This is a genomic window from Anaerosoma tenue, from assembly GCF_023161965.1.
GTDB lineage: Bacteria > Actinomycetota > Coriobacteriia > Anaerosomatales > Anaerosomataceae > Anaerosoma > Anaerosoma tenue.
On the sequence record NZ_JALNTY010000002.1, the window covers coordinates 358793 to 380367 of the forward strand.

21 protein-coding genes are annotated in these 21575 nt (G+C 66.0%); 8 read left to right on the forward strand and 13 right to left on the reverse strand.

The window, feature by feature from the left end; all coding sequences use genetic code 11:
• Positions 1-185: 185 nt before the first annotated feature.
• Genes MSB02_RS06710 through MSB02_RS06730 form a run of 5 tightly spaced genes read left to right on the forward strand, consistent with a single transcriptional unit; the run spans position 186 to position 6417 of the window.
• A complete protein-coding gene (locus MSB02_RS06710) occupies positions 186-1124 on the forward strand; it encodes an ABC transporter ATP-binding protein (RefSeq protein ID WP_267194459.1) in 939 nt (312 codons plus the stop codon).
• A 1-nt stretch (position 1125) separates the two neighbouring features.
• Complete coding sequence (locus MSB02_RS06715; RefSeq protein WP_267194460.1) at positions 1126-2289, forward strand: ABC transporter permease; 1164 nt, start codon at positions 1126-1128, stop codon at positions 2287-2289.
• Positions 2289-3467 carry an ABC transporter permease gene (locus MSB02_RS06720; protein WP_267194461.1) on the forward strand — a complete coding sequence of 393 codons (1179 nt, stop codon included), beginning with the start codon at positions 2289-2291 and terminating at the stop codon, positions 3465-3467. The genes MSB02_RS06715 and MSB02_RS06720 overlap by 1 nt, the downstream gene beginning before the upstream one ends.
• The gene (locus MSB02_RS06725; protein WP_267194462.1) at positions 3464-4351 is read left to right on the forward strand and encodes a DMT family transporter; all 888 of its coding nucleotides are present in this window, start codon (positions 3464-3466) and stop codon (positions 4349-4351) included. Before MSB02_RS06720 ends, MSB02_RS06725 begins: the two co-directional genes overlap by 4 nt.
• A 29-nt stretch (positions 4352-4380) precedes the next feature.
• Positions 4381-6417, forward strand: coding sequence for a sensor histidine kinase (locus MSB02_RS06730; protein ID WP_267194463.1), 2037 nt, complete (start codon positions 4381-4383; stop codon positions 6415-6417).
• Between the two features lie 22 nt (positions 6418-6439).
• Here the strand turns inward: MSB02_RS06730 and MSB02_RS06735 are convergent, their stop codons facing one another.
• From MSB02_RS06735 to MSB02_RS06790, 12 genes are all read right to left on the reverse strand, one after another.
• Positions 6440-7264: an ATP-binding protein gene (locus tag MSB02_RS06735; protein WP_267194464.1), complete on the reverse strand. Its 825-nt coding sequence runs from the start codon at positions 7262-7264 to the stop codon at positions 6440-6442.
• 80 nt (positions 7265-7344) lie between these two features.
• Complete coding sequence (locus MSB02_RS06740) at positions 7345-10011, reverse strand: complex I subunit 5 family protein (protein WP_267194465.1); 2667 nt, start codon at positions 10009-10011, stop codon at positions 7345-7347.
• 9 nt (positions 10012-10020) lie between these two features.
• On the reverse strand, positions 10021-11520 hold the full coding sequence (locus tag MSB02_RS06745) for a complex I subunit 5 family protein (RefSeq protein WP_267194466.1): 1500 nt from the start codon (positions 11518-11520) through the stop codon (positions 10021-10023).
• Between the two features lie 11 nt (positions 11521-11531).
• Positions 11532-13004 carry a monovalent cation/H+ antiporter subunit D family protein gene (locus tag MSB02_RS06750; RefSeq protein WP_267194467.1) on the reverse strand — a complete coding sequence of 491 codons (1473 nt, stop codon included), beginning with the start codon at positions 13002-13004 and terminating at the stop codon, positions 11532-11534.
• The gene (locus MSB02_RS06755; RefSeq protein ID WP_267194468.1) at positions 13005-14495 is read right to left on the reverse strand and encodes a monovalent cation/H+ antiporter subunit D family protein; all 1491 of its coding nucleotides are present in this window, start codon (positions 14493-14495) and stop codon (positions 13005-13007) included.
• A 1-nt stretch (position 14496) separates the two neighbouring features.
• The gene (locus MSB02_RS06760) at positions 14497-14850 is read right to left on the reverse strand and encodes a sodium:proton antiporter (RefSeq protein ID WP_267194469.1); all 354 of its coding nucleotides are present in this window, start codon (positions 14848-14850) and stop codon (positions 14497-14499) included.
• Positions 14847-15566, reverse strand: a complete 720-nt coding sequence (gene mbhE, locus MSB02_RS06765) for a hydrogen gas-evolving membrane-bound hydrogenase subunit E (protein ID WP_267194470.1) — start codon at positions 15564-15566, stop codon at positions 14847-14849. The genes MSB02_RS06760 and mbhE overlap by 4 nt, the downstream gene beginning before the upstream one ends.
• A gap of 1 nt (position 15567) precedes the next feature.
• Positions 15568-15810 (reverse strand): hydrogenase subunit MbhD domain-containing protein, encoded by a 243-nt coding sequence (locus MSB02_RS06770; protein ID WP_267194471.1) that lies wholly within the window; start codon positions 15808-15810, stop codon positions 15568-15570.
• Positions 15807-16133 carry a monovalent cation/H(+) antiporter subunit G gene (mnhG, locus tag MSB02_RS06775; RefSeq protein WP_267194472.1) on the reverse strand — a complete coding sequence of 109 codons (327 nt, stop codon included), beginning with the start codon at positions 16131-16133 and terminating at the stop codon, positions 15807-15809. The genes MSB02_RS06770 and mnhG overlap by 4 nt, the downstream gene beginning before the upstream one ends.
• Positions 16130-16405: a monovalent cation/H+ antiporter complex subunit F gene (locus tag MSB02_RS06780; protein WP_267194473.1), complete on the reverse strand. Its 276-nt coding sequence runs from the start codon at positions 16403-16405 to the stop codon at positions 16130-16132. The genes mnhG and MSB02_RS06780 overlap by 4 nt, the downstream gene beginning before the upstream one ends.
• A 10-nt stretch (positions 16406-16415) precedes the next feature.
• On the reverse strand, positions 16416-16889 hold the full coding sequence (locus tag MSB02_RS06785; RefSeq protein WP_267194474.1) for a Na+/H+ antiporter subunit E: 474 nt from the start codon (positions 16887-16889) through the stop codon (positions 16416-16418).
• On the reverse strand, positions 16886-17761 hold the full coding sequence (locus MSB02_RS06790) for a GGDEF domain-containing protein (protein WP_267194475.1): 876 nt from the start codon (positions 17759-17761) through the stop codon (positions 16886-16888). The genes MSB02_RS06785 and MSB02_RS06790 overlap by 4 nt, the downstream gene beginning before the upstream one ends.
• A gap of 276 nt (positions 17762-18037) precedes the next feature.
• Here MSB02_RS06790 and trhA point away from each other — a divergent pair, with 276 nt between their 5' ends.
• Positions 18038-18736: a PAQR family membrane homeostasis protein TrhA gene (gene trhA, locus MSB02_RS06795; protein ID WP_267194476.1), complete on the forward strand. Its 699-nt coding sequence runs from the start codon at positions 18038-18040 to the stop codon at positions 18734-18736.
• Here the strand turns inward: trhA and MSB02_RS06800 are convergent.
• Positions 18715-19578 (reverse strand): universal stress protein, encoded by an 864-nt coding sequence (locus MSB02_RS06800; protein ID WP_267194477.1) that lies wholly within the window; start codon positions 19576-19578, stop codon positions 18715-18717. The two genes, trhA and MSB02_RS06800, sit on opposite strands and share 22 nt — an antisense overlap.
• Positions 19579-19812: 234 nt before the next feature.
• Here MSB02_RS06800 and MSB02_RS06805 point away from each other — a divergent pair, with 234 nt between their 5' ends.
• On the forward strand, positions 19813-20163 hold the full coding sequence (locus MSB02_RS06805) for a hypothetical protein (RefSeq protein WP_267194478.1): 351 nt from the start codon (positions 19813-19815) through the stop codon (positions 20161-20163).
• 60 nt (positions 20164-20223) lie between these two features.
• On the forward strand, positions 20224-21546 hold the full coding sequence (locus tag MSB02_RS06810; protein ID WP_267194479.1) for a hemolysin family protein: 1323 nt from the start codon (positions 20224-20226) through the stop codon (positions 21544-21546).
• The last annotated feature ends 29 nt before the right edge of the window (positions 21547-21575 follow it).

A 21575-nucleotide genomic window follows, 5' to 3' on the forward strand; every position in this document is an offset into this window, starting at 1 on the left:
GTCGATACAGACGGCCGGCCAATCTCATCCCGGACCGGCGGTCGGCTCACCCGGACACGACGTGTTACGTGACAGAGCGCCCCGGGTAGCGTATCCCTACTATGTGTGGCGCATACCGGCGCCCTGGTGTGCCGGTGGGCTCGCGGTACGTTGGCGGATATCCCGCGCATGCAGGGGAGGGGCACATGGGTACGGTCGTCGAGGTCCGGGGATTGGTCAAGCGCTTCGGCGCGCTCACCGCCGTGGACGACGTCTCGTTCGCGATCGAGGAGGGCGAGGTGTTCGGACTCCTCGGTCCCAACGGAGCGGGCAAGACGACGACGATATCGATGATCTCCTGCCTGATCGAGCCGACGGATGGGCGCATCTCCGTGAGCGGTCACGATGCCGCCCGGGAGCCGATGGCGGTCAAGTCGTCACTCGGCGTGGTCCCGCAGGAGGTCGCACTGTACCCCACCCTCACCGCTGCGGAGAACCTGCAGTTCTGGGGCCGCATGTACGGCCTGCGGGGGGCCGAGCTCAAGCGTGCAGTGGACGCCGCACTGGAGCTCGCCGGTCTGGCGGACCGGGCGAAGGAGCGCGTGGAGAAGTACTCGGGAGGGATGAAGCGCCGGATCAACATCGCCGCAGGCATCCTGCACGGACCGAAGGTCCTGCTGATGGATGAGCCCACCGTGGGCATCGATCCGCAGAGCCGCAACCATATCCTCGAGACGGTGAAGGACCTGAACGACTCGGGCATGACGGTCCTGTACACCAGCCACTACATGGAGGAGGTCGAGTACCTCTGCGACCGTATCGCGATCATGGACCACGGCAAGGTCATCGCATCGGGCACGCTCAACGAGTTGCGTGACGTGGTCGGGGGCATGGATATCGTGGCCGTGAAGGTGTCAGGGGCCGGGGAGGCCGTCCTTGAGAGGGTCGCCGCGATCGAGGGAGTGGAGGGCGTGAACGCCTCCGAAGGGGCGCTCGAGGTGCTCACCAGGAGCAGCGGTTCCATCATGGGGCGCCTGGTCACGACGCTCGAGTCCGACGGGGCGCACGTCACGTCGGTCTCGGTCACCGAACCCAACCTCGAGAGCGTGTTCCTGCACCTCACCGGCAAGAGCCTGCGAGACTGATATGGACCGGCTCCTCACCATCGCCGGCAAGGACATGAAGCTCATCGTGCGCGACAGGGGAGCGCTCCTCGTGATGCTTGCGATGCCGTTCGCGCTCATCTTCATCCTCGGCTCTGCGCTAGGCGGCATCGGTCAGGGCGACTCGCTCGACGTGGACGTGGCAATCGTGAACAACGACACCGGCGGTACAGGCGAGCACTTCGTCGAGGGGCTCACGTCATCGCCGGAGGTGGACGAGCTCTTCAACATCGCAGTGCGCGATGACGCGGACGAGGTGCGTGCCGACGTGGAGAGGGGCGACCTCACGGCTGCGCTCATCATCCCGGCGGACCTCTCCGAGAGGATAATGGCCGGAGAGCCGGTGGCCCTTGAGGTGTTGCAGGACCCGGGGTCGGAGATGGCGGCTGGCATCTGGGCCGGCGTCGTTCGCGCAGGCGTGGCGCAGGCTTCGGCGGAGATCATCGCTGCCCGGACGCTGCCGGCGATGCCCGGAGCGCCGCAAGGGCCTCCGCAAGGCGGCATCACGCTCGATGCGGTCACGGTGCGCGATGCCGAGGCCGATGTCGAAGAGGCCATCTCGATGATCTCGTACTACTCGGCGGGCATGACCGCCATGTTCCTGCTGTTCGGCAGCATGTTCGGCGCCTTCTCCTTCGTGAAGGAGCGGCGGGAGCAGACGCTGGCCAGGATGCTGTCCGCTCCGGCGGGCAAGCCGGCGATCGTGGGGGGCAAGGCGGCAGGGGTGTTCCTGGTGGCGGTGGGTCAGTTCGTGATCCTCCTCCTCGGCACCAGTCTCGTGTTCGGCGTGGACTGGGGCGACAACCTCGCCGGTACGCTGCTCGTAGGTCTGGCCGAGGCCTTCGCGGCCGCCGGGCTTGCGATGATGCTCGCCGCCCTCGGGAAGACGGAGCGCGCGATCGGGGGCATCGGCCCTGCCGCGATCATGCTCTTCTCCGCCACCGGTGGCTCGATGATCCCTTCGGAACAGCTTCCATCGTGGTTGCTGCCGGTGCAGGTGGTCTCTCCCATCTACTGGAGCCTGAACGGCTTCATCGACCTGATGCAGGGCGCTTCGTTGTCAGAGGTGTTACCCGGGGTCGCGGGCGTGCTCGCTCTGGGTGTCGGATTCCTCGCGTTCGGCATATGGCGGCTGAGGTACGAATGATGCGCAAGATACTCGCCCTCGCGTGGTTGAACACGATACAGCTCCTGAGGAACCCCGCCGAGGTGGTCGGTGTGGTCGTGCTCCCGCTCGTCCTCACCATGCTGTTCGGCTCGGTGTTCGGGGCGGGGGCCGGCACTGCGGTGCGCGTGTTCTTCGTCGACGAGGACGCCAGCGTGTACTCGGCTCGCGTGGGTGCGCTCATGGACGCCGAGGAGTCGTTCGCGGTGGAGGAGATGACGCGATCCGAAGCAGAGGAGACGATCGCCTCAGGCGACGGGTCGGTCGCGGTGATCGTGCCCGATGGTTTCGGAGACGACCTCGCGGGCGGGGAGGCTGCGATCCACGTGCTGCGCCATCCGGCCTCCGAGAGCGCGTTCGCTGTGCAGTCCGTCGTCCAGGGCATCGCAACGCGGATGTCCGGGAGCGCGGCGATCGCAAGCATCGCCGCCGCCGCGTCGTCGGAGACCGGGTCGGGTTTCGATGACTGGTACCGCCGGGTCGATGCCGAGTGGGAGCCAGAGCCACCCGTCTATACCGAGGGGAAGATGGTCGTCGCCTCCGAGGTGCGCGGCGACTCGGTGCTTGCCGAGGGTTCGGCGCAGAGCTCCATCGGGTTCACGGTGTGGTTCATCCTGTTCATGACGTTCGGTAGCGCAGGCGGCATCCTCGAGGAGCGTGAGCAGGGAACGCTGCGACGGCTTCTGGTGGCGCCCGTCGGGCGCGCCACCGTGCTCACCGGCAAGGTGGCCGGGACGGTCCTCGCCGCCACGGTCCAGGCGCTGGTGCTCGTCACCGTGGGCGCCCTGGCGTTCGGCGTCCCCTGGGGGCGCGACCCCGCGGGTGTGGCGTTGCTGCTTGGATCGTACATCCTTGCAGGGACCGGCCTGGCGGTGATGGTCTCGGCGCTCGTACGTACGCGCGACCAGATGAGCGGGGCCAGCCCGCTCATCTCCACAGGACTGGCGATGCTCGGCGGCTGTCTGTGGCCGATCGAGGTCGTGTCACCCACGATGCAGACGATCGCGAAGCTCACCCCCACGGGATGGGCCGTGATGGGACTCACCGACGTGGTGGTGCGGAACCAGGGCCTCCAGGCGGCGGTGACGCCCTCGTTGGTCCTGTTGGCGTTCGCGGCGGTCACCCTGGGCATCGGGGCGAAGATGCTGCGGTTCGAATGAGACGCGCGCTCGATGCGAAGACGGCGGTCGCGATAGGGGTCACGATCCTGCTCTGGTCGTCGGCGTTCGCGGCGATCAAGGTTGGCCTCACCGACTACGGGCCGGGTGAGGTGGCGCTGCTGCGCTTCGGCACCGCATCGGCGGTGCTGGGGATCTACGCGATCGCCAAGCGGATGCGGCTGCCGGCGAAGCGTGACGTGGGCCGGATCGCGCTCGCCGGACTGCTGGGGATCACCACGTACCACGTCGCGTTGAACTTCGGTGAGCAGACGGTGAGCGCGGGCGCGGCAAGCCTCATCATCGCGTCGGGCCCGGTCTTCACGGCGGCTCTCGCCTCTGTATTCCTCGGCGAGCGTCTGAACACCTGGGGGTGGGCTGGCATCGGCGTCGCCTTCGCCGGGGTGGCCCTCATCGCGTTCGGGGAAGGCGGTGACGGGCTGAGGATCGAGGCCGGTGCGCTCCTCGTGCTGATATCCGCGCTCTCCACCGCAGCCTACTCGATCATCTCCAAACCGATGCTCCGCCGGTATCGGCCGCTCGAGTTCACCACGTACGTGATCTGGGCCGGAACCGTGCCGATGCTGCTCTGGGTGCCGGGCCTGGTGAGCCAGATGGCGCACGCATCGCCCGGCGCCACGGCGGCGGTCGTGTATCTTGGCGTCTTCCCGGCGGCGCTGGCGTATCTCACGTGGTCGTACGCGCTTGCGCGCATGCCCGCATCGGCGCTCGCCACGTTCCTCTATCTCTCTCCCGTCTCGGCGATCGTGATCGCGTTCCTGTGGATCGGCGAGGTGCCGGGGGTCCTTGCGTTGGTGGGTGGCGGCGTGGCCATCGCCGGAGTGGCCATCACGAACACCCGGGGCCGCCGCGTGCTATCGTCATGAATCGATAGCGGTGTGAGGGAGGAGGCCTGATGCACGAAGGCACGCGACACATCGACTCCGGCGAGTCGGCATCCAGCGGCCCCCATGTCACCCGGGGGGCGCTGCGGGCGCTGCTCCGATCGATGGCGCTGCCGGCGGTGATGCTCCTGAATGACGGTACCGTCGCGGTCCACAACACGGCCGCCGCCGCGTTCCTCACGCCGGGTCCGCAGGGCATCGACAGGATGTACCTTCACGACGGCACCGACCTGTGGACGGTCATCAGCGCCCGGGCCGACGAGGCCGCTCCGTTCTTCGATGTACGCACCAGGATGCGTGTCGCCGACGGACAGGTCGTCGATATCACCTTCGTGGTCGCTCCGCTCCGAGGGGCCCAGGGCGCGCTGGCGGGCGCCATGGTGCTCGCCCTCGATGCGTTAGGCACACGCGTGCGGGAGCTCGCGGTCGTCGATGTCGATTCTGCCGAGGGCGCACTCGAATCGCTCGTCGAGCGGCTCGGGCGACTCACGTCTGCCGCACACACCTACGTGATCGAGCTCGAGCCCGGGTTCGGCGCCGAGGCCGAGGTTCTCGCATCGTGGAGCAGTTCGGGGACGCCTGTCCCGCTCGGCCCGTTCGATGCGCGGAACACGCCCTCGGAGTCGTTCACAGGGAGGCGGTTCCTATGCGTGCCCGAAGGACTCAGGGATGCGTATCCCGATGAGCCGTTCTTCGAGGAGAACGCCTGCGTGGCGTATGCAGGAACCGTGCTTCTCGATCCCGCCGGTGAACAGATCGGTATACTCGCCGGACTCTGGAGGCAGCCCCTGGATGACGTGGCCGGGGTCTCCGCGGCATTCGCGGTCACAGCGGTGGCGGCATCCAGGATGCTGGTCGCGCGTCTTGCACAGCGGGATCTCCGGGAGAGCGAGCAGCGCTACAGCGCCGTTTTCGAGGGCAGCGCCGTGCCGATCGTGCTCATCGACCCCGACACCACGCAGATCATCGACGCCAACCCGGCGGCGTGTGAGTTCTACGGATATGCGCGTGACGACCTCATGGCGATGAGCGTCCTTCAAACGGATGCGCTATCGGCGGAGATGGTGCGGACGGAGATCGAGCGTGCTGCCACCGGTCAGCGCGTCCACTTCGCGAGCAAGCACCTGCTCTCTGGCGGCAGGGTGCGCGACGTAGATGTGAACATAGGTCCGGTGCGGGTGGGCGGCCGACCCATCCTCTACTCGATGATCCACGACATCACTGAGCGCAAGCGCATGGAGTCGGAACTTGAGCGCGCCAAGCGGAACCTCGAGATAGTCGTGGGCAGGCGTACCGAGGACCTCCTGAGGACCAACGCCGAGTTGCAGCAGGCCTCTGTTGCGCGCGACATGGTGTTCGCGAGCCTGGCACGGGAGATGCGCACATCCCTGCAGACCATCACGGGGTTCTCGGATCTGCTCCTCGGCGGCATGGCCGGCCCGCTCTCAGATGAGCAGCGCAGGCAGGTGGAGATGATAAGGGAGGCCGGCCGTCAGTTGTCGGGCTTCTCGGCAAGCCTTCTGGAGTCAAGGAGATCCACCGATGGAGACACGCGCTTCGAAGCGGAGCCGTTCGACCTGGTGGACCTGGTCGAGTCGGTCGTGTTCGGCCTGGCGTCGTTCGCCGAGGAGAAGGGCCTGACGCTGGATCTCGTGGCCGAGGACAGGCCGCTTGAGATCGAGACCGACCGTTTCATGGTGCAACAGGTGCTGTTGAACCTGCTTTCCAACGCCATCAGATACACCCGGGCGGGCGGTGTGACGGTCACCGTGCGGCGGGTCGGCGAGGACCACTGCTCCGTGGCGGTGGCCGATACGGGTCCGGGACTGCCCCCGCAGCAGATCGAGACGGTGTTCCAGGGTCCGGAGGTCCATGAGCCCGCAGCAGGTATCGGTCTCCCTGCGAGCGGCCGTATCGCCTCGGTTCTGAGAGGCGCCATAGACGTGCAAAGCGTCGTAGGGGAGGGCTCGGTCTTCACCCTCATGCTTCCGATCTCGGTCACGTCACCCGGCGAGGTCGCCGATCCCGAGGCGGATGCGAACGCCTGATCGGGCACGGGGTCGCGGTGTGTCAGGTGACCGCTTCTCTTGGGCGCGACTCCAGCGAGATCGCGTCAGCTCCACACGATGAGCGGCAGATGCCGCAGCCGAAGCATGCGTCGCCATCGACCACCGCAACGGCGCGATCATCGAGCGCGAGGGCGTCGAACGGACACCGCTCTACGCAGGCGCCACAGCCCGCGCAGGCGGTCTCGTCGACGATCGCCAGGTACTCGCCCTTCCACATCGTCTGGAAACCAAGATCGAGCGTGGTCTTCATGGCCATACACCCGCTCGCCCTGTTGCAGTTGCAGATCGCGGCGATGAACGGGCTCTTGAACGTCCAGACCGAGTGCATGAGGCCTTCCTGCTCGGCTCTCCTGAGGACTGCCAGGGCTTGATCACGTGAGAGCCGCTGGAAGGCTGCGGTGTCGGGGCCGCTGTCGTAGTCACGGAACGCCTCGGCGAACAGGTCGTCGTGAGGGGTCACGGTCACCGCCAGGCAGTAGCCCCGCTCGGGCGTGCCGGCAAAGTGGCGGCAGACACAGGGCAGTTGGGTGATGGACGTGGCGATGTCGAAGATGCGCTCGCACTCCTCGATCGGCACGGGCTGCCCCCAGTGCTCCCTCATCTGGCGTGGGCGCGCGTAGGCGTCGAACGCATGTCGAAGCGGCGCAGGTGCAGCCTTCACTGCTTTGAGCAGCGGTATGTTGCGGCGCATCCGGCGGTCGAACCCGGTGACGAAGTCCACGACGAACTCGCGGCGCTCGAGGTCGTGGGTGAGGTCTGCGGCGTAGTTCTGCGCCTCGAGATACCACGTCTTGCCGTCGCCGTGCTGCACGCAGAACTCGCACATGGCATCCTCCGCCCCTGGAATCGGAACAGGTCAAGTATCCCAGGAATCCCGGATGCGTGCCGTGGTATCGCTTGGACTCCTCAGGATGCGAGGGCAGCCACGAACATGAGCAGCACGACGAACAGGATCGCGACGTTCAGGCCGATATCGCGTGCATATCGCTGGATGCCAAGGCGGGTCCGCAGGATCGTCGTCTCCTCGAATCTGCTTTCGGGCAGCCACTGGGAGCGTTCGCGGGTGAGCGCGTCCACGGCGAGCCGGAGCATCTCGACGCTCCAAGCCGCGAACCGTTCGAGGCGGGTGAGGCCGCTGGCGCCGGCGCTCGCGAGGCGGTCGCCGCTCGGCAACGTGTGCCGTGCCATGTCCAGGACCCCCGCCGTCCGCCCGAGCGCGACCCGTGCCGCAGAGGTCCTCGGCGCCACCATGAGGTCGAACCGCTCGCCGCTCAGAGCGGTGTTCACCGCCGCCCCGATCTCGCGGGTGACCGAGTCGCCGCGCATCCGTTGCGGGGCGAGGTCCAGGGCCGTCGTGGCTATGAACGAGCGCGCTCGCGCGATCTCATCGCCGGATGCCATGAGCACGGCCACGGCACCCTCGAGGCCTCCGGTCCGCATCATATCGGTGAGAACGCCCATGCGCTCATGCATGAGGCGCCCCGCCATGTAACCCGCGATATCGCGAACGGCATCGATCGTCGCCTGATCGGGCGGTGTGCCGGGATCGCTTGTAGAACGGAGATGCGTCGTGGCGCGCATCACCGCAATCCGTACCGTGTCCTGCCTTTCGCGCTCGAGTATCACGTACGCATCCTGGATCAGCCGCTGGTCTCGTGGGCCTGGCGCACCGGTGAGCAGCGTCGAGACCACGAGCCGCCGCCGCCGCGCGATCCGTGTCACGAGCATGCCGTACGAGTGACGCGTACGTCGCAACACCCCCGACGTCCATCGCCTGCCGGCCTCGTACGACCGGTCGACGAGCCCGCATGCCGCCACGAGCCCGCCTGCCGCCTGCCGATACCACCAGTCGATGCTGAAGCACTGAGGCGCGTGCAGATGGAAGAGGTGGAACCTCATGCCCACGAAGAAGAACGCGAATCCGAGCGCGAAGGCGGTGACCACGCTCATGAGATCGGGCCCGGAAAGGAACGAGTGCTCAAGATAGTGGTCGAGGATGTCGCTATGCAGGCCCCATGTGTGTAGTCCGGGCTGGAACACGCCCTTGATGAGGACCTGAGGGAACCACCCCAACGCCACGATAGCCGCTGCCAGTGCTCCCATCGCGACGAGCATCCTCGGCGGGGCGTCTGTCACCTCGGGGCCGTACTCCATCTTCGGTTTGCCGAGGAACATCAGCCCGATGAGCTTGATGAACGAACACGCGGTGCCGCCGCAAGTGACGATGTAGATCTTCTCGGCGATACCGAGCGAGGCGAGCTCGTGGTACTCCCATGCCTCCACGATCGCGTGGTGGATGAGGCACTTGCTCACGAACCCGTTGAAGAGCGGCACGCCGGTGATGCCCGCCGCCGCGATGCACATGAACACGAACGTGACCGGCATCTTCTTCCACAGGCCGCCCGTGTGATACAGGTCGAGCGAGTGCGTACGGAAGTACACCGCGCCCACGCCGAGGAAGAGGCAGGCCTTGAACAGCGCGTGGTTCACCACGTGGTAGAGACCGCCCGCCACGCCCATCGCTCCGTGCGCGCCGAGGTATCCCGCTGCGCCGATCCCTGCGAGGATGAACCCCATCTGGCTCACGCTGTGGTAGGCGAGCATCCGCTTGGCATTGGATTGCTGAAGCGCAAGGAAGACGCCGATGAACATCGTGGCGATGCCGATCCAGAGAACCACGAGCCCGAGCTGCTCGGAGAAGTGCCACAGGCTCTCCTCCACGTGCTCGGCCACCCCGGGGCGGAAGAGCGCCGTCACCACACGGAAGATGCCGTACGCCCCGGCTTTGATCATCACGCCGGAGAGCAGCGCGCTTGCTGGCGCGGGCGCCACGGGGTGCGCGTCGGGGAGCCACACGTGTACGGGCACCATGCCGGCCTTCACGCCAAAGCCGATGATGAGCAGTATCGCCGCCGCCCAGCGCAGGACTTCGTCTCCGTGTCCGGCGGGCAGCGGCTCCAGCGCGCCGCTCCCCCCGAGAGCGAAGGTGAGGAAGATGCCCCCCACAAGCGCGAAGCCGCCGATCACGGTCATCCAGAAGTACTTGCCGGCAGCCTTCTTGGCTTCGTCCGTCTCCGTGTGGATCACGAGAAGGAACGCTACCAGCCCCAGCGCTTCGAAGAACAAGTAGAGCGTGACGAGGTCGCCCGCGAGAACCACGCCAAGGTTCGCCGCGAGCACCACGAGCGTGGTGGCGTGATAGCGATCGTGCTTCTTCTCGTGGTGCAGGTAGTCGAGTGAGTGGACGGTGGCGGCGAGCCACACGAACGAGGTGAAGATGGCGAAGAGCATCGAGAACGAGTCCACGGTGAACGTGAGCTCACCGAGAAGCGCCGGGATGACGCTCTGGATGCGGTGGTGCTCGGCGACGAGCGGTATCAGGGCCGTCGCCCCAAGCAGCGTGAGCGCCATCACCACGACCACGTAGGCGTTCCGCACGCCCGGCCAACGCTTGCCAAGTGGACGGACGAGGGCCGCGGCGGCGAGCGGCAAGAGCACGATGGCCGCCGGCAGCGGACTCGACGCCAGGTGCGCTACCTGGGAGGCGATCTCTGTCGCGTGTCCGGCGTCCATGGTCCGCTCCTAATGGAAGAACGACTCGGCGGCCATGCGCGCCAACGCGACCGGCATGCCGGGGAGCGACGCTCCGAGACCCAGGACGAAGGTGAGGATGGTGGCGACCACGAGCGGCGCGAGCATCGCCCCGGGCGCCTCCCGGCCCTCGGCTGTCGCCTTGTCTTCGGGTGTCAGGGCCGGCTCACGGAAGTACATGCGGTACACGATCGGCAGCAGGTAGACCGCAGCCATGAGCGCTCCGCCCAGGAGCACGGCGAGCAGCCACGGGTTGCCCGTCTCGAGCATCCCGATCCCCAGATACCACTTGCTCACGAACCCGGAGAGGGGCGGGGTTCCGATCATCGCGAGGGAGGCGATCGCAAAGCCTGCCGCCGTCACCGGCATGCGCTTGGCGGCCCCGTCCAGTTGGCTCACGCGCGCGGCTCCGAGCCGGCGGATGAACAGTCCGGCACACAGGAACAGCGCACCCTTCATGAACGCGTGATTGGTGATGTGCACGAGCGCGCCGATGGTCGCCTCCGTGCCTAGCAGAGACACGCCGAGCACCACATACGCCATCTGGCTGATGGTCGAGTACGCCAGGCGCCGCTTCAGGTTGTCCTGGTTCACCGCAAGCACCGCAGCGAACAGCACCGTGAATCCCGCGATCCAGGTGAGGTACCGCATCACGCCCAGGTAGCCCAACAGGTCAGCGCCGAACACATAGAACATCACACGCATGATGCCGAAGCTGCCCGCAGCCACCATCACGCCAGAGAGGACGGCGGAGAACGGGGCTGGAGCCGCGGGATGTGCGTCGGGCACCCAGCCGTGCAACGGTACGAGTGCGGCCTTGACGCCGAAGCCGATCAGGAAGCACCAGAAGATGGCGAGCAGCCGGCCCCTGCCGATCTCCGCGGACAGGATCCCGCCCGCCGTGAGCGTCTGGTCGCCGGCAGCGAAGAAGGTCAACACGATCGCGAGCAGGACGAGCGTCCCTCCCACGAGGATGTAGATGATGTACTTGGTCCCCGCCGCCATCGCCTCGGGCGTCTCTTCGTGGACGACGAGCGGGTAGGTGAGGATGCTGAAGAGTTCGTAGAAGATCAGGAACGTGAGCAGATTGCCGGCATAGGCGACCCCCATCGTCCAGGCGAGGCAGAGGATGAAGAAGCTGTAGTAGCGTCCGAGCCGGTGCTCTCCGTGCATGTAGCCCCACGAGTAGACCAGAGCGAGGGTCCACAGTACCGCTGCGGTCATGCCGAAGAGCGCGCCCATGGCGTCCACCCGCAGGTACATCCATATCTGCGGAGTGAGCTGCAGGATGAACAGCTCGTACACCGAGCCGGAGGCCACTCCTGCGCCCAGGACGATCGCGATTACGGCCACGGTAGCGGCGATCGCGGCGAGCACCAGGTTCCGTGTCTGATCCGACGCACGCTGCAGCGGCACCGCGATCACGGCTCCTGCCATCGGCAGCAGGAACGCCAGCAGGGGGAGGAGCGAGCGGGTCGCTTCGGTATCCATACCGACCACCTCTACATCCCGAAGACGAACTGGACTGCGGCCTGGGCGAGCGCGAAGGGCATGCCCGGCACAGAGACCGTCATTCCGAGCAACAGCACGTACCCTGCGCACAGGAGAGCGGGTCCGAGCATCGTCCAATGCGCCTCATGGACCTCGACCGCGTCGTGTGACCCTCTGAAGAACGCCGTGTATATCACCGGCATCCAGTAAGCGGCGTTGAGGAGCGCACTGGCGAGCATCGCGATCACGTACCACCACTGGCCGCTCTCCATGGCGCCGAGCGAGAGATACCACTTGGTCACGAATCCGGCGAACAGCGGGACACCGATGAAGCTCAGCGCGGCCACGGTGAACGCTCCCATCGTGTACGGCATGCGGTAGCCGATGCCCGCGAGCTCGTGGATCGACGTCTTCCCCGTGGTGCGTTGTATCGAGCCTGCCACGAAGAACATCGTGATCTTCGCGAACGCCTGATTGGCGATATGCACGATGGCAGCGGTCGCCGCCAGCGGGGTGAGCAAGGATGCGCCGAGGACGATGTACGACAGCTGGCTGACGGTGGAGAACGCGAGCCGCCGTTTGAAGTTGTCCTGAAAGACGGCGATGACCGAGGCCGCGATGATCGTGAACGCCGCAAGCCCGGCCAGCCAGTCGCAGACGCCGAGCTCTTTGAGCAGCCCCACCCCGAACACGTTGTAGATCGTACGCAGCACACCGAACGCGCCGACCTTCACAACGGCAACGGCATGCAGCAGCGCGCTCACCGGCGTGGGGGCCACCATCGCGCTCGGGAGCCAGCCATGCAGCGGCATGATCGCCGCCTTCACCCCGAAGCCCGCGATGAGGCAGACGAACAGAAGCGTCAGCGCGCCACGCCCGGATTCCAATGAGAGTATCCCCGGCTGGCTGAGCGTCATGGTCCCGGCCATCTGATAGGTGACGATGGAACCCAGCAGCACGAACGCTCCTCCGGTGAGCGTGTAGGCCAGGTACTTGCGGCCGGCCTTCATCGCCTCCGGCGTCTCCTCGTGTATGACAAGCGGATAGGTGCAGATGGTAAGCGTCTCGTAGAACAGGAAGAGAGTGAGAAGGTTCTCGGCGAACGCCACTCCCACCGTGGTGGAGACACAGAGTGCGAAGAAGCCGAAGAAGCGACGGCGGTTGGGCTCCTGCTCCATGTAGCCGATCGCGTAGATCGTCGTTATGAGCCATAGGGTCGATGACACGACCGAGAAGAACATGCCGAGGGCGTCCGCCCGGAACGCAAGCCCCACTCCGGGCGTGAACTCCACGAGGTCGAAGGTGTACACGATGCCGCGGAGCGATCCCGGAAGCATGGACATCACGATCACGAGTTTGGCGAGCGCCGCGGAGAGGCTGAGGAACCGCCTCCAGAACGTGTGCTCGGCGGCGGCGAACACGAGCCCCGCGCAGATCAGAGAGATGGCGGGCGCGAGTACGACGCGTGCGTCGGTGACTTCCACCTATCCACCTCCCACCGGCATGAGGAGCCGCTCCACCGCAGGCTCGATGAACGTGAGCGGTAGCCTACCGAGCACACCCATCACGAGGCATAGCGTCGCCAGGACGAGCACCGGTATCAGCATCGTCGCGGGAGCCTCCTGGACATCCACGGCGGCTCGGTCCCGCGGCTCGCGGAAGTAGAACGCGTTCACCATCCGGATGTAGTAGATGAAGATGAGCAGTGCCCCAAAGACCAGGGCGAATCCGAAGAACGGATGGCCCGCCTGCATAGCGCCGAGGGCGATGTACCACTTGCACAGGAAGCCCGCGGTAGGGGGTATGCCCACGATCGATATCGCGCCGATGGAGATCGCGGCCACCGTGAACGGCATCGCCTTGCCGATTCCCGCGAGGTCTGTGAGCGTGCGCTTACCGGTCTGGTGTATCAGCGCTCCGGCGCCCAGGAACAGGGTCGCCTTGATCAGCGCGTGGTTGAAGACATGGACGCTTGCGCCGATGACCGAGTAGGTCGAGGCGAGCCCGAGACCCATCACGATGTACCCGATGTTGGATATCGTCGAGTACGCCAACATCATCTTGATGTCGTCCTGGAACACGGCGAAGAAGGCCCCCATGACGATGGCGAGGGCCCCCAGCCAGGTCAGCACCAGGTTCAGCCCTGCGAGGTCGACGGCGCCCGATCCGTATGCGATCTGATACAGGCGCAGCATCCCGATGATCCCCACCTTGACCACGAGGCCGGAAAGGATGGCCGATACCGGGCTGGGGGCGATGGCGTGCGCATCAGGAAGCCAGACGTGGAGAGGGAAGAGGGCGGCCTTCACCATGAAGCCGAGTGTCATGGCTCCGAGCGCCACGATGAGGGGCGTCTGTGCGGCGCCGGCCAGGCGGGAGGTGATGTCAGCCATATTGAGGCTGCCGGTCAGGGCGTACAGCATCCCCGTTCCGAAGAGCACCATGAGGGATGAGATGGCGCCCATCACGAGGTACTTGAACGCAGCCATCTCGGCGATCTTCTCTCCGCTGATGGCCACGAGGGCATAACCGGACAGCGACAGAATCTCGAGGAAGACGAAGAGGTTGAACAGGTCGCCGGTCACCGTGAACCCGAGCATCCCTGTGAGATTCAGCAGCAGGAGCGCGTAGTAGTACGGTATCCGCTCGGCCTGGAGCGCGCGCTCCGCATACCGTCGCGAGAAGACTATGGCGAGCACACCCAGGAGGCAGATGATCGCCACCGCCGCGCTGAACTCGTCGAATCGGAGCTCGATGCCGTAGGGTGCGGTCCAGCCACCCACGACATAGGAGAACGGACCCCGGGTGGCCACGCGCGCGATGAGGACGCCGCCGATCACGCTGGTCACCAGCATCGTGACGAGCGCCCATGCCCAGCCTCGTGTGGAAGATGATCGGCAAACGGCCGGTGTGAGCACGGCCGCGGTGAGCGGGAGCGCCAGGAACACGGCGAGCAGCGGCGGCCAGTCGCTCATCTCACTCGGCCTCCCGCAACTCGTCAGCCTCGATGGTGCCGCACTGGCGCCAGATGCGTATGATCAGGCTCAGTGCGAGCGCCGTCGTGCTCACGGCGACCACGATGCCGGTGAGGATCAGCGCTTGTGGCAGGGGATTGATGAACGGCGGCGCGGCGCCGCTTCCCGCGATCGGGGCGTCGCCGCCTTCCACGACGCCGAGCGCGACGATGAACGCGAAGACAGCCGTTTCCATGATGTTGAGGCCCATGAACTTCTTGATGAGGTTCTCACGTGTGATCACCGTGTACAGGCCGATGCAGAACAGCACGACCGACGCCGCATAGTCCAGGTTCTGCCAGAGCGCGTCGATCATCGCTGCGCTCCCATCACTCGGAAGATCGTGGCGATCACGATCGCCCCGCCAAGCCCGATGCCGGCCTCGACCACCAGGAGCAGGAGCTCCGTGATCCAGAGCGACGAAGGGTCCCTCGGGTAATACAGGTACTCACCCCAGAGCACGAGACCGATGACCCCCACGCCGAAGAACGTGAGTGGCGCCGCCACCTGGAGGAGCCGTGCGGGTCTTCGGGGCAGCAGCGCTGCCGAGCGCGTGTCCTCCAGTACCAGGGTGAGCGCGATCACCAGCGCTCCGATCATGGTCCCGCCCTGGAAGCCGCCACCCGGAGTGACGTGGCCGTGCAGGATCACGTAGATCCCGAACACCGCGATGAACGGCGCCATCACGCGAACGATGAAGCGGACCACCAGACTCGAGCCGGTCGCGGCCGGTGCGGGCCCAGGCTGGTCCCCCTCAGCCTGTCCGGTCCACAGCAGGACCGCCAGGACGGCGAGCATGGCCGTGACGATCACGGTCACCTCGCCCTGAGTATCGAACCCCCGGTAGTTGAGTATCACGTTGGTGACCATGTTCTCGGCCCCTGCCTCATCAGGACCGTGTTCGAGGTAGTACGCAGAGACATGGGTGTATGGCGGCGAGTCGGGTGACCCATGCGGGGGAAGTTCGGCCACTGCTGCGAGGAGGAGTGCCGCGACCGCAACGAGCAGCGCCGCTGTGAGTGCGCGCTTCACATCAACGCTCCTTCCGCGTGGTTCGGCTGATAGCCACGAGGAAGAGCACGGTCGTCACACCGGCGCCGACCGCGGCCTCCGTCATGGCGACATCAGGGGCACCGCGATGGAGCCAGAGCAGGCACATCATGAGCGAGTAGCTCGAGAACACGATGGCCGCTGCGAGCAGGTCCTTGAGCCGCACCACCGAGACGGCCGCCGCGATAAGCAGCAGTATGAGCACGATGTCGAACGCCTGGCTCATCGGGACTCCCCCGTTCCCGTATGGGGGGTCAATCCCGTGCGGTAGGCGGCGCGGGCGAGCGCATGCGCGACGGTGGGACTCGTCAGCAACACGAGGCCGCCCAGGACGATGAGCTTGAGGGCGTCCGGCTCAGGAGCCCGCAGCACCGCGAGCGCGAGGAGGATGGAACCGGCTCCGACGGTGTCGCACTTGGTGGCAGCGTGCGTACGGGCGTAGAAGTCCGGGAAACGCAGCAGACCGAGGGTGCCCACGAAGAAGAAGAAAGCACCCGCTCCGCCAAGGGCGACCGCGATCGCGTTGCGCGTGGCTTCGAGCGCGCTCACTGCCAGTCACCCCGCAGGTGCCCCGTCTCGACCAGCCGGCTGGCAGCGATGGTCACGATGAAGTTGAGGAGGCCGTACACGAGTGCGACATCCACGAACAGGCTGCGGTGGAACACGAAGGCGAGCAGTGAGAGCACCACGAGCGTCTTGGTGCCGACGACGTTGATGGCAAGCAGCCGGTCGGCAGCTGTGGGCCCGAGATAGGCCCGGACAAGACAGAGCGATGCGTTCACGAGGAGGAAGACCGCGAGACCCCAGAGGAACGGTGTCATGTGGGTCCACCTACCCGTCGAACGTCCGGGCGACCCGACGCTCGAGGTCGCCGCTCGATATCGTGTCGGTGAACGACTCATGGAGGCAGTGGATGGTGTAGGTGTCCCCCTCGACATCCACGGTCAGGGTTCCAGGGGTCAGGGTGATGGAGTTGGCGAAGGCTACCCTGGCGGTGTCGGAATCGAAGTGGACGCGGTGGGTGTGCATGGTCGGCGCGATGCGTAGCGCCGGGTCGAGCACGCGCTCTGCGACATACAGGGCAGCGACCACGATCTCCTTGATCAGATATCCGAGGTAGATGGGTACGCGCCGCCACGTGCGCAGCGGCATAGGTTCGGGTTCGCCAGGCCACAAGACACGGTCCGCCCACCATCCAACGAGGACACTCACCACAACGCCGATGGCCAGCTCCAGCGGTTCGACCGAGGCGGTGATAAGAAGCCAGAAGGCGAACAAGACCACGATGGATGTCAGGCGCCTCATGAAGCGCTCGCCTCCGGACCGATTCCAGCGGGATCGCCGCTGGTGTCCGGAAGCCTGTCCCTCGCGACAGCGAGGAGGTCTGCATGGCCGGTCGCATCGTCGGGATAGGCGGCGGATGCCGCCACGGTGACGCAGGCCGTGACCGGCTCAAGGGCGTCGCCCTCGAATCCGGTCTCCGCCACGACCGCCGTTATGCGTTGCGCTACCGATCGGGCCTCGTCGGATCGCGCATATGGCAACACCACGCCGAACTCCGTGGGGCCGAGCCGTCCCACCGTGTCAGTGGACCTGACTGAGAGCCGGATCACGTCTGCAAGGTGCTCCAGCATCGCATCGGCCTTGTACCTGCCGAACACCCGCGTGAACTCGTCGAAGCCCTCCACCCGCACGACGACGAGACCGGTACCGTGGCCGTAACGGTCGGCTCGCGCGGTCTCCGAGGACAGCCTTGAGGTGAACCGCTCCCTCTTGTATGCGCCCGTGAGGGGGTCGAAAGGGGAGCTGGCCTCCAGAACGGTGGCATGCGCGCGGAGTCGATGCGACTGCACACCCGTGACGATGCCGCTTGCCAGGAAAACGCAGAAGCCGGTGGCGAACATCGGCCAGTCGTCTCCAAGGGTCCCGGCGGGGGCGGCCAGCACGAGCACCCCGCCGCTGATGGCCCAGACGGCCACGCTTCCGGCCACGCCGTAGGCGAGCGCGCCGATGATGATCGGTATGAGATAGAGGAACCACGCCGGAGACGGCTCACCTGAGAAGAGGATGAGCGCTGTGACGAACGCCTCCGTACCAGCCACGAACAGGACGCCTGGAAGGCTGAGTGTGCGTTGCGAGCTGCGCCCCTCGGTGGCCACAGCTGTCGTCTCAGACACGAGACACACCCCTCGCTGAAGCCTCGAAGCTCACACATGCACGTGGTGCCCCCGCGAACACCCCGCATCGGCGCCGGCGGCAGGACGGTGTCGCTGGTTGATTTCGGCGCCAGCCTCTATATGCCACTTCGAGGACGAAGCTACACACCGATTCGTGAAATGAGAACGAACGCTTCACGTCGGTGCTCGGCCGTAGGCGTAGCGCAGACGCCTGTCGTGCGGTGGCGCCTGGCGCGATATAGTGGGCAGTGCTCCCATAAGGGCTGGAGGTCGTGGATGTCCGAGGAAGACGTACCCTACGTGCGGCAGAGTGGCGCTTCGCGCGCCGAAGACGAGCACTGCTCGTACTCGCTGGGCGAGGAGATCGCCAACGCGGTGACGCACGGGATCGGGGCGGCACTCAGCGTCGCGGCGCTCGTCATCCTCATAGCGATCGCCGCGCTGTGGGGTGACGGCTGGCATCTTGCCAGCGCGATCGTGTACGGCATCACGATGTTCCTTCTCTACACGGCCTCCACGCTCTATCACGCGATCACGCACCCCAAGGCACGCCACGTGTTCAAGATCATCGACCACGCCGGCATCTACCTGCTCATCGCGGGCACGTACACTCCGTTCACGCTGGTGACGATACGCAACGATGGCGGGTGGTGGCTCTTTGCGGTGGTCTGGGCGCTCGCCATCGCCGGTATCTCCCTCGAAGCGGCCTGGGTCTACCGGCCCAAGTGGGTCTCGGCCGTGGTGTATCTCTCGATGGGCTGGCTTGCGATCGCCGCGATTCGACCCATCACGGAGAACCTCGAGCCGGCTGGTGTCTGGCTGCTGATCGGGGGAGGGGTCGCCTACACGCTCGGCACGATCTTCTACGTGCTCAAACGCGTACGGTTCATGCATGCCGTGTGGCATCTGTGGGTGCTCGCCGGAAGCGTGCTGCACTTCCTCGGCGTGATGCTCTACGTGTTCCCCACGCCCTGAAGGCCGTCAGGCGGGCACTCCACCGGTGCGAGCAGCAGTGGTATCTGAGACGCCCGCAGCACGGCGCTTGCGACAGACCCGAACTCCCGCTCGATGACGTCCCGGCACCGTGGCGCGAGCACCACCAGCGAGTAGTCTCCTGAGCCGACCCGCTCAGGTACGAGCTCGGCGGCCTGGCCGCGCAGCACCGTCGTCGTCACGTGCCGCACGCCATGCCCGCGCGCCCGGTCGGCGAGCGCTTCGAGCTTCCTGCGCGCCTCCTCCTCGCGTCCTTCCCTGGCGGCCTCGAACGTGAACGGCGTCACGTTGAGCATCTCGAGCCTCCCGACACCCCTTGGGGCGAGACCGCATGCGAGCGCGCAGAGCTTGTCGGAGGACTCCGCAACGTCTATCGGCACCAGTACCGACGACAGCATCTGTGAGCATGCGCGGGTTCCCGCGTCCGCGCCGCGGTGGTCATCGGCGGGCATGAGCAGTACCGGTACGCTGCTGAGGCGAACGACGTCAGAGCTGATGCTGCCCGAGAAGCCGGTCTGGAACAGCCCCTGCCCGCGGGTGCCCATCACGATCACGCCGACGCCGTGCTGCTCGGCCAGCGCCGTGATCGCGTGGGGGGGATATCCCAGCGGAGTCTCCACGTGTACGCGGATGCCTGCGCGCTCGAGCGACTCGATCTGGTGAGCGAAGGTGGCGTCGTCGGCCGAGGATGGTCCGCGGTCGATGTCGATGGCATGGACGAGCACGACGTCGCGCACACCGAGCACACCCAGCTCGCCCGCACAGGCGACGATGGCTTCGGAGGAGGGCCCCAGGTCTGTTGCCACGAGCGCATGCGAGAACATCGATCGGCCCTTCGTCCGGCCACACGGCCCATAAGTGTCGGCCGCCTGGAATCAAGTATAGTCATGTGTACGGGAGATGCTCCACCCTGGCAGCTGCGGCATCACACCGTGCCGCCTGCCGATGTGTTGGCACGAAACATGCCGGATGCTCTACCATGATGGGGTGGGAGTGCCGGTATCACACCCGCCTGAAATAACGTAAGATGGCTACGCTACCGAGGCGGAAGGCCTGAGTTGTACGATCTCGAAGGAGTACTCGGCCCGGCTGTCATGGGGTTCGTGGACCAGCATGTCCGATCGCTTCTCACCTGGGACATCCTGGTCTTCTTCCACCGGAACCCCGATGCCGTGCTGGATACCGAGGGCCTGGCTTCACGCCTTGGGCGTCGTGCCGAGGAGTTGGAACCGGAGGTCGCCGCGTTGTGCGACAGCCGGATCCTCGCGATCGCCGGCGGGCTCATCCGCTACAAGCCCTCTCCCGAGATGCGTGACACGATCGGACGCTTTGTGGAGAGCTGCCAGGACAGGGGGCGCAGGCTCGCGCTTATCGCGCTCGTCCTCCACAAGATCAACCCGGGGTACTGAGGCGCCGATCGTAGTGGGCCGTGCAGTGCCGCCGAGGCGCTGTCCTGCTAGTCTTGTCGCATGAGTGATGTCATCCGACAGATCGCGTTGATCCTCGTCCTGGTCGTTCTCAACGGCTTCCTTGCCGCTGCGGAGATCGCGCTGGTCAGCGCGCGCAGGGCCGTCATCAAGATGGAGGCGGAGAGCGGCTCCAAGAGCGCGCAGACGGTGCTCCGTCTCACGGAGGACCCGTCACGCTTCATGGCCGCCATCCAGATCGGGATCACGCTCGTCGGTTTCGGCGCCTCCGCCACGGCTGCAGTGACGTTGGCCGACCCGGTGGCCGGCTGGCTCTCATCGCTCGGCGTGCCATGGGTGAGCAGCGTGGCCGCAGGGCTCGCGGTGTTCCTCGTCACGCTGATGATCTCGTACGTCACGCTCGTGGTCGGAGAGCTGGCTCCAAAGCGGCTGGGCCTTCAACGCGCCGAGAGCGTGGCCAAAGTGGTCGCTGGTCCGATCAGCCTGCTGCAGGCGGTGGCCGCTCCTCTCATCTGGATCCTCACACGCTCTACGGACGTGGTCGCGCGACTTCTCGGCGTCCGTCCGGGGTGTGGCCGCCCGGGTGTGACCGAGGAGGAGATCAAGCTTCTCGTGACCGAGCAGGGGACGCTCCTTCCCGACGAGAAGCGCATGATCCATGAGATCTTCGAACTCGGAGACATGGTCGCCAAGGAGATCATGGTCCCCCGTGTGGATATGAGGATGCTCGAGGACACGGTCTCTGTGGGAGACGCCATCGAGGTGTTCAAGGAGTCGGGGTTCTCACGGCTGCCGGTGTTCACCGGTGACGCCGACACCGTCGTGGGCATCGCGATGCTGAAGGATCTCGTGGGTCCCGTCTCGGCGGGGAAGATGGACGAACAGGTCGGCCGTTTCGTTCGCCCCGCGGTGTTCGTTCCCGAGACGAAGTCGATCCTCGTGATGCTCAAGGACATGCAAGCCGCCCACAACCATCTTGCCATCGTCGTGGATGAGTATGGCGGCACGGCAGGACTCGTGACCATCGAAGACATCGTCGAGGAGATCATCGGCGAAGTGGTGGACGAGTTCGATCGCGAGCGGCGCTACATCACCACCATCGGCCCCGATGAGTGGATGATCGACGGTCTGCTCTCGGTGCACGAAGCCAACGAGACACTGGGGTGGGACCTTCCCGGATCCGACGAGTACGAGACGGTTGCCGGGTGGCTGCTCGTCGAGCTCGGCCATATACCGTCTGGTGGAGAGGTCGTACGGTACGGAGGCCTCACGTTCCACGTGGATGCGGTGCGGAGGAGAAGGATCGCCCGTCTGAGGGTATCTAGGACTGCGGATGCAGACAGCGATGGGTGCGCCTCCTCCTGAAGCAGATGCCGGACGAAGCGAGCCCTCGG